The following is a 14444-nucleotide window of genomic DNA, read 5'->3' as shown; positions in this document are numbered from 1 at the left end:
TCCATCCTTTCCAAACATTATATTTACCTTAAATTCATTGCCGGCTCATAAAACCTGCTAGATTTATTGTACCGCAAATCGCAAAAAAATGCACAAACTTTTTAAGTTTGCGCATTTTTTTACTATTTATGACTGCTTCGTTATCAGTCTCTGTTAGAACGGTTTCCGAAAAGGAGTACCAGACGCAGTAATTGAAGAAGCGTAGAGATAGTTGCCGTGACATATGTCATGGCTGCTGCACCAAGCACTTTCCTTGCACCGCGCATCTCCTCATGTCCGAGGATACCTCTCTGATCGAGAATCTTGAGTGCACGACCGGAGGCGTTAAATTCCACCGGAAGTGTAACAACCTGGAACAAAAGGGTAAGTCCAAATAATAAGATACCGATCTGAAGCAGTCCGGCTCTTCCCAGGATCAGACCAAGGATGATCACCGGCCAGGAAAGCTTTGACCCCAGATTGACGACCGGAACGATCGCATTACGAAGCCGGATCGGTACATAATTGACCTTATCCTGGATTGCATGACCGCACTCATGCGCTGCCACACCGGCGGCAGCGATCGAGGTCGAACCATAAACGCTGTCCGACAGACGCAGTACCTTTGCAGACGGATCGTAGTGATCGGTCAGATCTCCGCTGATATGCTCGATCCGGATATGACTCAGTCCCGCCTCCTGCAGAATCTGCGCTGCCACCTGCGCACCTGTCATATTTCTGCTGTTTCGTACCCGGTTATATTTCTTGTATGTGCCACTGACATTTGCCGATGCGATCATACAGATCACTGCTCCGATGATCACGAGAACATATGTCGGATCCCAATAATATCCATAACCCATTCCCATTGGCATATGTGACTCCTCCTTTACTTTTGCTTGTGTCCTGCCTGATCAGGTTAGCAAACAGACTATCATATTTTCCTCTTAAAAACAAGAAACTATTTATGATTCTTTCTTAAAAATATATAAACCGCGGATCACTTGCGGACCCATGCGTACAGCCAGGTCTTTGGTTTATCCGCTTCTCCGTAAGAATACGGCATTGTAAGGTCTGTTGCCTGCTTTAGCGTCTGCATGCCGAACCGGGCAATTCCCACTTCCCATGGTTCAGAGAATATCTGCTCCCTTGTGAGACCATATCCCTTCAGAACACAGAAATCAGAATTATAATACGAATCGATCTTTGCTTTCCATTCTACTTCCGGCATAGACGCTTTCCACACCTGCACCTTGTTCCAAAGCTCATTGGAATAGCCGTCCCTTACTCTGACCGTCGGTCCATGAAGACCACCATACTTTACATTTTTGCTTAATGATACTCTCTCGCTCATCGCCGTGTCATTGTTCAGGAAATCGACGAGACCTGCCATCAGTTCATAATAATTCTGCACCACTGCCACAGAATGGGATACATCAATATAATACCGCGTCCCGTCAATCTTAACGACGTTCCAGGTGTGACCGCTGTTGGAGACGCGTCCAAAATGCTCCACCCCGGCATAGCAGGCTGCCAGCTCATAAAAATAAGCAAGATCATAACATACGCCATGTGCTTTTCTGTTCTTTAACGCAGCCCAGCCCGGTGTGTAGCCATCCTCGAAATGGGAATGCGCCTGCACCCACTCATTAACATACCATGCCCTGTTATACTGATCCATATCCTTCGTCGCATTCTGAATCTGAGCCGCACAGTATTTGTTGGCTTCGATATCCCGGTACATCTCTTTCGTGTCTTTATTCCTGCCGTTGATCACAAAACGGTATGTCAGTTTCCCGCTGCTGTGCTTCATACGGACCTTCACACCAGTCACCTCATCGGTATAGCCCTTCGTGCTTTTCTTTAATTTGCGCACACGCAGGTTCATCCATTCGGTTGTCATACTGTCCCATTCTTCGGACAGATATGCGTTGTCGTATATGGCAGCGTTCACTGCCGTTGTAAATGCTGATGATGTTTTCCAGAGATTTTGCTTTGAAGATGCCAGCGTCACCTGAACCGTCTTCGTCTTCTTCTGACTGCCGGCAGTCTGCCATGCCTGTGTAACTTTCTCCGCCGCCTCCTGCGGTGTCTGTGTTTTGGCAAACGCTTTGTCTGCCCCCGGCATTCCAAACGCCAGTGCTGCCACAAGCACTCCCAGCAACACACCGGCTGCTTTTCCATTCCATAGATTCTTTTTCATTGTAAGCCCCCTTTGTTTGCTTCTAGCAGATCGTAGCGCCGCCCAGCACTACGCCGTCTTCATAAAAGACAACCGCCTGCCCCGGTGTCACCGCGCGAACCGGTTCCGGAAAATGAACCGTAATACGATCCCCTGTACACTCCTCGATCTCACACCTTGCCCCAGCATGGGAATAGCGGATCTTGGCTGTAACGATCTGTCCCTTCTCAAAATGATCTGCCGCCATATAATTGATCCTGTCCGCCGTCAGCCGGTCCGTAAAGACATCCTGTGCCTCCCCGATCACAACCTCCCTGGTATCCGGACGGATCTGTGTTACAAAGACCGGATGCCCCATTGCAAGATTTAAGCCCTTGCGCTGTCCCACGGTATAATGTGAGATTCCCTTATGCTGTCCCAAAATCCTGCCATCCTCTGTCACGAAATTGCCCGGAAGTTCCTTCTGCCCGGTCTCACGCTCGATAAAGCCTGCATAGTCCTGATCCGGCACAAAGCAGATCTCCTGGCTGTCCGGTTTGTTGGCCACCTCCAGTCCGATCTTCGCAGCGATCTCCCGCACCTGCGGCTTCGTGTAATCCCCGACCGGCATCAGCGTGTGCGCGAGCTGCTCCTGCGTCAGATTGTAAAGTGCATAGCTTTGATCCTTTCTGGCGGTCACAGACGGTGCGATGGCATACCGTCCATTCGCACACTGCACAATCCTTGCATAATGACCGGTTGCAATATAATCCGCTCCGATCTCCATGCTGCGGTGAAGCAGGGATTCCCACTTCACATAGCGGTTACAGGCAATACATGGATTCGGCGTTCTGCCCCTGCGGTACTCCTCCACAAAATAATCAATCACCTTCTCCTGAAACTCGTCCCGAAAGTTCATGACATAATACGGAATATCCAGCATATGCGCCACGCGTCCTGCATCCTCCACAGCGCTCCAGCCGCAACACCCGCCTTCCTTTTCGATGCTGCAGCGATCCTCCTGCTGCCAGATCTGCATGGTCGCACCGATCACATGATATCCCTGTTCCTTTAATAAATAAGCTGCCACAGAGGAATCAACACCTCCGGACATTCCCACTACCACTGTCTTTTTGTTATTCTCTGCCACTTTATTCCTCATTTCATCTGCAAAATCATCTCTGTCAGGATCAGCCACCGCACGCACCTCGGTGACCGGTCTGTTAGCTATAGTATAATGCCTATCGAGGGGTCAGGCAAGCAGTAATTTGTGCCTGTATATCCAGTTCCAAATAGCGTTTATGTGATTGAAAATGACGTACACAAAACCGGACGTCTGCTCACACAGCCGTCCGGTCTGTCATTCTACAATATGATCACATTCACGCATGAAGTCTCAGTCTCCCGTGCCGCAATTGCCGCAGCCCCGGAACCACCTCGTCGATTACTCCTCGTCAGAGATATCTGTCTTTGGCTTCTTCAGTCCCTCGATCGTGATATGATTCTTCTCTGCATAATCCCAGAGAGCGGCATGAATTGCCTCCTCTGCGAGCAGGGAACAATGTACCTTTACAGGAGGAAGTCCGTCAAGAGCCTCCATAACCGCCTTATTGGTTACCTCGAGTGCCTCATAGATCGTCTTGCCCTTGACAAGCTCCGTTGCCATACTGCTGGTTGCCACTGCAGCACCACAGCCGAAAGTCTTAAACTTGCAGTCCTTTACGATCTTTGTATCTTCATCAATATCCAGATAAATACGCATGATGTCACCGCACTTTGCGTTACCGACCGTGCCGACACCGCTGGCGTTCTCAATCTCGCCTACGTTTCTCGGATTATTAAAGTGATCCATTACTTTTTCGCTATAATTCATTGATAATCTCCCTTTCTTTTGTCTGATCTACAGGGTTGTAAAACAATTACTGATTCTGCTTCTTTACGAAATCATCGTACAGCGGAGACATGCTGCGCAGTCTCTCTACGATCTTCTTCGCCTGATCTGCCACAAAATCCATCTCTTCCATCGTGTTATCCTCAGAAAGAGTCAGGCGCAGCGAACCATGTGCGATCTCATGAGGCAGTCCGATTGCCAGAAGCACATGAGACGGATCCAGAGAGCCTGAGGTACATGCAGATCCACTGGATGCACATATACCATTCTGATCCAAAAGGATCAGCAGGGACTCACCCTCGATAAAACGGAAACAGAAGTTTACGTTATTTGGCAGACGCTTTACACGGTCACCGTTCAGACGGGAATAAGGAATCTCCTTCTCCAGTCTCTCGATCAGATGATCTCTGAGTGCCTTCTCCTTTGCCATGGTCTCATCCATGGAAGCAAATGCAAGCTCTGCTGCCTTTGCCATACCTACGATACCCGGCACGTTGTGGGTACCTGCACGGCGGGATCTCTCCTGAGAACCACCATGGATCAGCGGTCCGATCTTGACCTTATTACTCATATAAAGGAAGCCGATTCCCTTTGGCCCGTGAAACTTATGACCACTGGCACTTAACATGTCAATGTTCATCTCCTGCACATTGATCGGTACATGTGCATATGCCTGTACCGCATCTGTATGGAACAGAATATCATGCTTATGTGCAATCTCTCCGATCTCCTTGATCGGCTCGATCGTTCCGATCTCATTATTGGCAAACATAATACTGATCAGGATCGTATCCGGACGGATCGCCTTCTCGACCTCTTCCGGTGACACAAGACCTTCCTCATCCACATCAAGATAAGTCACCTCATAGCCATGCTTCTCGAGGTACTCACAGGTATGCAGGATCGCATGATGCTCGATCTTGGAGGTGATGATGTGCTTTCCCTTGGAGCTGTATGCCTCTGCCACACCTTTGAGCACCCAGTTATCAGACTCACTTCCGCCACCGGTAAAATAAATCTCTGTTGCTGCTGCACCAAGAGAATCCGCAATCACCTTTCTGGCATCTTCCATTGCCTTTTTTGCCTCTCCGGCAAAGCTGTATACACTGGAAGGATTACTGTAATTCTCCAGATAATATGGTTTCATCGCCTCAAACACTTCCGGTCTGACCGATGTTGTCGCTGCATTATCCAAATAAATAAGTTTACTCATAATAACACACTCCATTCTCTATCGTCATATATTTAAAGTATCTGCAGGAAGACATTTCCTACTAACTCTATGGGCTGTCTGTAATTATACTCATTTCGCTACTATTGTCAACTGCTAACTTCCCGTGCGTTCCGCTGATCCGCCCGTCTGGCAGATCCTTTTGCATCAATCTTTGCATTTACAAAAAAGCCGGATGCCGCTTTTGACAAATTTTCTCATTTATATCAATTTCTGCAATGTAAGAAGCCTTATTCACCGGTGCAGTTCCCACTGCTATTCTCCCCATTGCCGGTATGTTTTATTCCATAATCTTCCAGCCTGTCCGCCGCTCTACTCAGTGCGGCAAGCCTCACTGCCTGCTCCGACATCCTCCTCTGTGGTCGTCATCCCGGAATCCTTCGTATCCTCCCGGGTCGTCTCGGTATCCGAAGAGTCCTGATCCTGCGTGTTTCTTCCGACATCCTCCTCGCTCTCCGTCTGTCCATCCTGCTGATCCGGGGTGCTGTCTGCATCGTCCGGTTTCGCAGTGGAATCGGTATCCTCCCGTGTATCCGCATCCTGTGTATCCTCCGAGGAGCATCCTTCACCGGTGCCATCTGCTGTACCGGTTTGTCCGACTGTTCCGGCTGCTCGTGGTTTGTCCGGTAAAAGTCCACAATGATCCACAATGCCAGCAGGATCATGACCACAATGACAATACCTCTGCCCTTGCCATGCATCCAATTGCGTATTCTGCCCATCTTTCGTCCTTCCATTCTATATCAATACTGTATCCGAAACCGTCTGTTCCGGGTCTACACTAAGTTCTTAATGACAACACCGTATTTCGGCGGACAATTTAAATGAAGAATGCCGTTTTCAATATTGTACATTGCAGTCTCCAATGAAAATCCATCCTGGCTTGTATTGATCAGGCGCGCCATGCGGTTTCCTTCGGTCATGCCAAGACGCCATACCGGCAGATCGATCGATACCGGCTGCTCTCCACTGTTGATCGCAATCACAAACTTATCCTGCTCATCGAAACGTCCGTAGCTGATAAAGCTGTACTGACCATGCAGAAACAGGATCGATCCGGTCTTCAGTGCCTGATAATCCTTATGGATCCGGATAATCTCCTTATGGAAATCGATCAGCTCCTGATCCTCGCTGCCCCATGGATATGCACGGCGGTTATCCGGATCTGTCCATCCGCAAAGTCCCGCTTCATCTCCGTAATAGATCGTCGGTGCTCCCGGCCATGTCATCTGAATCATAACCGCCAGACGCATGATCGACTTATCGATCCCCTCCCCGGCAGCCTCCGGTCCGAGATACGCGGTTCGTCCAACCTTCCTGTTCGTTCTCGTCAGGAAACGGGAATGATCGTGGTTAGAAAGCTCATTCATCGCTACCAGAAGCGACTGCGTATGGAATCTTGTCATAAAATGACGCATGGAGCCAAAGAAAGAATCCGGATTGCCAAGCTGATCCTGACGATACTCATCACTGTGCTTCTCCACACCGGTAAGAAACCAGGTGAGTGGCTCCATAAATGCATCGTAGTTCATCACGGTATCCCACTCGTCTCCCTTGAGCCACTCGGTCGGATCTCCGTAATGCTCTGCAAGGACCAGCGCATCCGGGTTCGCCTCCTTGACGTTGCGGCGAAACTCCTTCCAGAAGTAATGATTGTACTCGCCGGACTGTCCGAGATCGGCTGCCACGTCAAGCCTCCAGCCGTCTACATTATACGGCGGCGACACCCATTTGCGTCCTACATGCATAATATAGTCAAACAGTGACGGTGACTCCTCGTAATTGAGCTTTGGCAGGGTATCATGCCCCCACCAGCCGTCATAATGCGGATTGTACGGCCACTGCCTCTCCCGGAACTTAAAGAAAGTGTTGTACGGACTATCCTCCGCCACATAAGCACCCTTCTCATAGCCCGGCGCATTCTCGTAAATACATTCGCGGTCCAGCCACTTATTGAAGGAACCGCAGTGGTTAAATACACCATCCAGAATGACCTTCATGCCTCTGCGGTGTACTTCCTCCACAAACTCAGCGAAAAGCTGATTACTCGCCTCCAGATTTTCCTTATCTGTCACACGGCAGATATAACGGGAGGCTGATTTATTCGGGTAGGTCGGGTCCGCCTTGAGATTGCCATTCTCATCTCTCTGCAGCACCTCTCCCTCATCCTTCACGATCCTTCCAAAATGAGGATCTACATAATCATAATCCTGAATATCATACTTGTGGTTGGACGGCGATACAAAGATCGGATTCAGGTAAAGAACCTCCACGCCAAGCTCCTGCAGATAGTCTAACTTCTGCATCACGCCGGCAATATCTCCGCCGTAAAACTCACGCACGCCCATCGCAGCCGGGTACTTATTCCAGTCTGTCACCTTGCTGGTGCCCTCTCCGATGTAGAAATACTCATCGTCCTCCACATCATTGCTGCGGTCGCCGTTGTAAAAACGATCCACATAGATCTGATAAAAAACGGCACCCTTCGCCCAGTCCGGTGTATGAAATCCCGGTGTCATCGTAAAATTGTAATACTCCTCCACCGAATTGCACAGACCAACGTTATTGTAATAGCATGTCATCTGACCGCAATGAATCTCAAAATAGTAGAACACCTGCTCCGTGCCAAGCTGCACAAATGTCTCATAATAATCAAAAAGCCGGTCATTATAGAGCTTCTCCATCTCGATCCGCTCATCATTAAATACAAGAATTACACTGTCCAGATTCTCTCTGGCACATCTCAAACGCAGTCTCACTCTGTCATAAGGATCCGGTTCAGCCGGGCAGCGATAAAACTCGGTGCCATCGGCAAACAGTGCCTGTGGATTGAAAATTGTCGTCAGATTATCCAGATAAAGCTGTGTCTTCATCTGCTTTGACATCCTGTAAAACTGCACATTTAAATCCATGACCCGCCTCCATCAACTAAAATCTATCTGTCATATTTTCTCATTTTCTCATTTTGAGCCTACAGAGCCATTCTACATCATTTTCGCACATTTCACAAGTTTTATTCAATGACCGCTGAGTTCTGCATATTCAGGGATCTCTTTATTCTTCCGTGTTCTCAGTCATTCGGGCTGTCTTCAAGCTCCTTTACAAGCACAAGAAGCTCCTCTTTCGTATTTCTCTCCGGTTCCTCCAGCACTGTTTCCAAAAGCCCCTGCAGGAGCTTCCCGAGCTGCGGTCCCGGTTTGATCCCCTCCTGCATCAGATCCCTGCCATTGACTGCAAGATCCTTGACACAGAGCGGCTGGTTTTTCTCTTCGATCTCCTCGTACTTTTTCATGCACGAATCGAGCTTTGCCGTCTTTGCTGAAATGGTATCCGGACTCTGCGCCAGCACATCGACATACTGAACAGCAAATTCCATCCACATAATGTCCCTGCCGATCTTTGATGCCGCCCGTCGCACCGCACGCATTGTGTTCTCCATCCGGTAATCATGGTAACGGATCAGACGAACTACGGTGTCGATGGTGTCATTGTCATAGGTCAGCCGCTTTAAGATTGAGCGCGCCATCGCCGCACTCTTCTCCGGGTGTCCGTAGAAATGCCCCTCACCGTTGTCATCAAGTGTCATCACCGCAGGCTTTGCCACATCATGCAAAAGCATAGTCAGCACAAGCATTGTGTACTGCTTCTTATCAAGACTCGCACAGAGCTTTCGGAGCTTCTCACTGGCATAGCCGGAAAGCTCATTCTGCTTCTCCCCTGCCATAAGACTCTGTATCCGCTCAATTCCATGGATCGAATGCTCGCCCACCGTATAACAGTGATGGTGGTTTTGCTGTTCGCAGGTCATCATGCGGTCAAGTTCCGGCAGAAATACCTTCGTCATACCGGCGGTGTATGCCACCCGGATCGTCCCCGGATTCGGAGAAATTAAAAGTTTCGTCATTTCAACACGGATCCTCTCCGCACTGATCTTTTCAAGGTTCTGAATACGAGCCTCCATGGCACGCAGTGTATCAGGTTCGATCACAAAACCGAGCTGTCCGGAAAAACGGACTGCCCGCAGCATCCGGAGGGCATCCTCATCAAACCTCTGTCCGGCATCGCCCACACAGCGTATGATGCCCTTCTTAAGGTCTCCGACACCGTCAAACTCATCCACCAGACCGGATTGGTCATTGTACGCCATCGCATTGATCGTAAAATCACGACGCTCCAGATCCATCTTCAGGTTCGTTGTAAATGCCACCTCCTTCGGATGCCTGCCGTCCTCGTACTCACCATCGATCCGGTAGGTCGTGACCTCATAGCCCTCACCGTTCATCATGACCGTGATCGTACCATGCTGCAGACCGGTATCAATCGTTTTGCGAAACAGCGCTTTGACCTCCAATGGCTTTGCCGAAGTGGTGATATCCCAGTCCTCCGGCGTTCTTCCAAGCATGGCGTCCCGCACGCAGCCACCGACTGCGTACGCTTCGTATCCATGCTCCTCCAGCGTATTTATGATCCTGACAACCTCCTGAGGCATTGTCATTTTATATTCTGACATCGTCTCCCCCATTTCATTCCAGTTTATTCGTCACTGTTACTCAAGGTTGCCTCATCTCCAAGATCGACTCTCTTCATTTCTTTCTTGCGGTAGAAAATATCATATAATGCCGGTACAACAAATAATGTCATCAGCGTCGCATATGCCAGACCACCAATCGTAACGATCGCCATACCACGGCTCATGTCAGAGCCGGTATCGTGACTAAATACCATTGTACTCATTGCGAGAATGGTCGTCAATGCCGTCATGAGGATCGGACGCATACGCGTGATTCCGGTCTCGATCAGTGCCTCTCTCTTATCCACACCGTCCAGACGAAGCTGATTGACATAATCAACAAACACAATACCGTTGTTTACAACGACACCGGACAGCACCAGAAATCCCATCAGCGACATCATGGACAGTTCCTGGCCGGAGATCAGCAGTGCCAGAAGTCCGCCGGTAAACGCAAGCGGGATCGTAAAGATAACGATAAACGGCGACAGAAGACTCTGGAACTGCGCTACCATGATCAGATAGATAAATACGATCGCCAGTGTGATCATGAGAAGCATGTTCTTGACCATCTCTTTCGTCGTTTCCGTTTCACCACCCATATCGATGGTATAGCCTGCCGGAAGATCATATTTGTCAATCTCTTTCTGCAGCTTACGGCTCAACAATGTGACATTATATCCATCCTCCACATCCGCCGTGACGGATACATAATTGACCAGATTTCTTCTCTTAAGACTTTCAACACTCTTGCCCTTTGTAATCTTGGCAAATCTGCTCAACTTATAGGTCTTTGTAACCTCCTTGCCCTGATCGTTCATAGAGGTTGTCTCAAATTCATAGTCGGAAAGATTTGTGGTATCCAGCTCGTCACGCTCATCGACAATCTTTACATTATACTGCTGATCCTCAACGGTGATCTTCGTGGAATCCTTCTCTGTCGTCAGCGCAGAGGCAAGCTCCTGATATACCTGTGCCACGGTAAGACCGCATTTCATTGCCTTATCCTTATCGACCGTGACAACGTACTCGGTATCACCGTCCTCCTGCTCATTCGTAACATCCTTAAAGCCCTTCTGCTTCTCAACGAGTTCATGATATCCTCGCTGATCTCAAGCAGCTTGTCGTTATCTTTTCCGGAAATCTCAATGTTTAATCCGGAGCCAAGCATGCTTGACATATCCATATTGGAAGCAGAAACGGTATAGTCCTTCAGAGAAAGCTTTTTGAGCTTCTTCTCGATCGTATCCGCGATCTCCTTGTTCTTCTTTGCATATTTCTCCTTCAAAAGAATCTCAAAGGTATAGGACTTGTCATCGGTAGACATCACGGATGCACCGGAGGTCATAACACCACCGACTGTATCCACGCCCTCAATACCGCTGACGATCTCAAGAATCTGATCCGCTGTCTCATGATCCTCCTTTGTGGAGTTTTCCTTCGGCATTGTCGCGGAGATCGACATCTGCTGACTCGCCATATCCGGCATCATAACGATTCCCATACGGAATACCTGAAGCACACAGAATACCAGAAGTACAAGTGCTCCAACCAGTACAACTGCCTTGTGCGCCAGTGAGAAGCGCGCTGCCTTCTCGTAAGCATTGATCACTGCATCAAAGAAACGGTGCTTCTTTGTATTTTCCTTCTTAAGAACAGTTGCACTCATAGTTGGCACTACCGTCAGAGCCACGATCAGGCTGGCAGATAAGCTATATGCGATCGTCAGACACATATCCTGCATGATGGAACGGGTCAGTCCATCCGTAAAGATGATCGGAAGGAAAACACAGATTGTTGTCAGTGTAGAAGAAAAGATCGCTCCCGCTACCTGATTGGCTCCCATCACCGCCGCTCTCGCAGCCGGAACGCCCTTGTTGCGCAGACGGTAAATATTCTCTATGACAACGATCGAGTTATCCACAAGCATGCCGACACCGAGCGCAAGTCCTGACAGTGAAATAATATTCATCGTAATATTTGTAAAGTACATCAGCACGATCGCAAACAGCACACTGAGCGGAATACTGAATGCCACAACAACCGTTGGACGCACATCCTTCAGGAAAAGCATCAGTACCAACACTGCCAGAAGTGCACCAAAGATCAGATTGGATAAAACAGAATTAATGATGATCTTGATGTAATCACCCTGATCCATCAGGCTGACGATACGAAGATTTTTATCCTCCTTCGTAAGCTCCCTGATCTTCTGGTCACACCGTTTGGATACGGAGGATGTTCCTGCGGTACTTGACTTGGAAACACTCAGAATAATCGCATCATTGCCGTTGACCTTTGCATAATTATCCTCTGCATTATCAATGACCGTGATATCTGCCACATCGCTCAGACGGATATTTCCAATGTCTTTGATATTGGTTAATAACGTATTTTTCAATTCCTTAATGTTATTATACTCATCGCCGACCTTGATCAGATACTGCGTTCCATCCTCACTGATGTAGCCGGCCGGCATGGAGAAGTTCTCTGCCTTAAGGATGTTGGCAAGCTGGTCCTGTGTCAGAAGCTGGTCCAGATTTGCCTTTTTAAGGGCTTCTTTTCTGGATTTCTCGTAGGACTTTCTTGCCTTGTCAAGCTCCTTGCTGCTGTTATCTAAGGTCGTTTCTGCCGATGCGATCTGCGCATTCGCCGCGCCAAAGGCTGCCGCTGCCGTGATCTTTCCGGCTTCGACCTGCTCATATTTCCCCTCTGCCTTTTTGATCGACTTCTCTACCTGTGCAAGCACAGCCTCTGCTGTTTTGATCTTGATCTTTAAATTGGCAAGTTCTGTATTGATCTGCGGGATTCTTGTATTAACAATTTCATACATGGTCTGCAGGTTCTTTTTGGTCAGATTCTTTGCTGCATCGGTCTGTCCCTGCTGCTTCATCATGTCCTGCATTGCTTTGAGCTTATCCGGATGATCCAGCGCATCTTTCACATCGGTCGGAATCGATTCAAGCTGCTTGTCAACCTGCTGCTTTGTTGTGGTCTCTGCCGTCTGGGTCGCTGCCTTTTTGATCTCATCCGCCGCGCTTCCCATCTGACTGAGCAGATGATTTACATTATCTGCCGTTACGGTTGTCTTACTGCCGCTCTGCTCCATCGCATTCTGCACGGCGGCGATCAGTACCTGCTGATAAACCTGATCGTAAATCGCCTTGTAACCGTCTCCGGATTCCAGGGATTTTCTTGCCTCCGCAAAGGAACTGTTGATCTGATTGTAGGAGGACTCCAGTTTATTTTTGCGGTAAGCGGCAAGCTCTGTATTCAATGCTGTCTGACTCGCTTTCAGGCTGGTCACCTGTGAGGTGTACGCTTCCTTATTTGCCATCGCCTGATCCATCAGCTTGCTGTATTTGGCTAACTCGTTGCTCTTATCGGTCTGCTGGATATTTAAGTTTTCCTTCTGCTCCTCCAGCTTTTTCTTGCCATCGTCTAACTTCTTCTGGGCGTCATCAATCTTTGCCTTGGCATCCTTTAATGTACTGTCTGTCTTTTCCAGGATCTTTCCGTTAACATCATCGATCTTATCCTGATTAAGCTTCACCTCCACAGACTTCTCCACAAGTCCGGATGCCTGAACGCTTGCCACGCCGTCCTGACGTTCTAACTCAGGAATGATATTATCCTGCACATACTGAGTCAGTTCATAGCCTTCCTTGCCCTTGTAATCAACGCTGACCATCTTGGTTGCCATCATGTCCATGGAAATCTCCATGACCATCGGATTGTTCACGTTCTCCGGCAGATCAAGCTGGTTGACCGCCGAGGTCACCTTGACCATTGCGCTGTCCATATTGGTATCATCCTCAAACTGCAGCATTACCATACTGTAGTTCTCGCTTGAGGTGCTCGTCACTTCCTTGACACCATTGACCGTACCAACGCCGCTTTCGATCACATCCGTCAGTTCGGATTCCACCTTCTCCGGGGATGCTCCCGGATATGTCGTGATCACTACCATATACGGCATATTCATGTTCGGCAGCAGATCGGTTGTCATCTTACTGAAACTGACACCGCCAAGTACCAGCACCATCACAACTGCCACCAGGATCACGTACGGTCTTTTTACACTAAATTTTGGCATGATTATACTCCCTTTTCTTCTCTTTGCTCGTTATCGCGTTCCACTCTTCTTCGCACCGATTCGCAAATGCGGTCTAACATCGACAAAAACAGTTCAATCTCTTCCTCGCTGAAATCTTCAAAGATCAGCTCCTGAAACTGCCGGTGCATCTCACAGCTGTCCGCAATGACCGGTTCCGCCATTTTCGTCAGCTTTAACCGCTGCACCCGCCTGTCCTTCGCATCGCATTCCCGGACAATATATCCTTTGGTGACCAGCTTATCGATCGTCATGGATGCAATGCTGTTCTTGATAAACCGAAAACTGCAAATATCCTTCGCCGTATTCCGGTCGGGATATTTTCCTAAAAAGCCGAGGATATGCAGTCCTGTAATTGTAATGTCATATTTTTTGCATACTCCCTCGCTGGCTTTTTCGAGATATCTCTGAAAATCCTCCGCTTTGCTTAGATAGTCTTTCATATCATTCCTACATTCCTTTCTCCGCCTCCAAGAATTACTCTGCAATTCTCATCGGCATCACACTACGTTACGAACATTTTCCTACACATAAAAATATACTTCAAATTAAATAATT

At 48.5% G+C, this 14444-nt stretch carries 9 protein-coding genes and 2 pseudogenes; all 11 read right to left on the bottom strand.

Annotated features, from left to right (window positions below):
- Positions 1-143 precede the first annotated feature (143 nt).
- Positions 144-854 carry a zinc metallopeptidase gene (locus tag DXA20_RS10875; protein ID WP_022305265.1) on the bottom strand — a complete coding sequence of 237 codons (711 nt, stop codon included), beginning with the start codon at positions 852-854 and terminating at the stop codon, positions 144-146.
- Positions 855-979: 125 nt separating this feature from the next.
- Entirely contained in the window at positions 980-2182 is a 1203-nt protein-coding gene (locus DXA20_RS10870) for a hypothetical protein (RefSeq protein WP_118560756.1), read from the bottom strand.
- Between the two features lie 22 nt (positions 2183-2204).
- A complete protein-coding gene (gene mnmA / locus DXA20_RS10865; RefSeq protein WP_243100629.1) occupies positions 2205-3254 on the bottom strand; it encodes a tRNA 2-thiouridine(34) synthase MnmA in 1050 nt (349 codons plus the stop codon).
- A 330-nt stretch (positions 3255-3584) separates the two neighbouring features.
- Entirely contained in the window at positions 3585-4013 is a 429-nt protein-coding gene (gene nifU / locus DXA20_RS10860) for a Fe-S cluster assembly scaffold protein NifU (protein WP_022305262.1), read from the bottom strand.
- Positions 4014-4059: 46 nt separating this feature from the next.
- On the bottom strand, positions 4060-5244 hold the full coding sequence (nifS, locus tag DXA20_RS10855; RefSeq protein ID WP_118560754.1) for a cysteine desulfurase NifS: 1185 nt from the start codon (positions 5242-5244) through the stop codon (positions 4060-4062).
- 330 nt (positions 5245-5574) lie between these two features.
- Complete coding sequence (locus DXA20_RS10850) at positions 5575-5967, bottom strand: hypothetical protein (RefSeq protein ID WP_147403744.1); 393 nt, start codon at positions 5965-5967, stop codon at positions 5575-5577.
- Positions 5968-6038: 71 nt separating this feature from the next.
- Positions 6039-8174: a glycoside hydrolase family 13 protein gene (locus tag DXA20_RS10845; RefSeq protein ID WP_243100622.1), complete on the bottom strand. Its 2136-nt coding sequence runs from the start codon at positions 8172-8174 to the stop codon at positions 6039-6041.
- A 158-nt stretch (positions 8175-8332) separates the two neighbouring features.
- Entirely contained in the window at positions 8333-9772 is a 1440-nt protein-coding gene (locus DXA20_RS10840) for a CCA tRNA nucleotidyltransferase (protein ID WP_118560750.1), read from the bottom strand.
- 23 nt (positions 9773-9795) lie between these two features.
- Positions 9796-12251, bottom strand: a pseudogene (locus tag DXA20_RS18705) (efflux RND transporter permease subunit).
- An 879-nt stretch (positions 12252-13130) separates the two neighbouring features.
- Positions 13131-13868, bottom strand: a pseudogene (locus DXA20_RS18700) (efflux RND transporter permease subunit); the annotation flags it as partial.
- Between the two features lie 2 nt (positions 13869-13870).
- Positions 13871-14329, bottom strand: a complete 459-nt coding sequence (locus DXA20_RS10825; RefSeq protein WP_022305256.1) for a MarR family winged helix-turn-helix transcriptional regulator — start codon at positions 14327-14329, stop codon at positions 13871-13873.
- Positions 14330-14444: the final 115 nt, after the last annotated feature.

The organism is Roseburia sp. AM59-24XD (genome assembly GCF_003478445.1).
GTDB lineage: Bacteria > Bacillota > Clostridia > Lachnospirales > Lachnospiraceae > Jutongia.
Note: the sequence above shows the minus strand (reverse complement) of the source record. Positions and strands in the feature narration are given on the sequence as shown.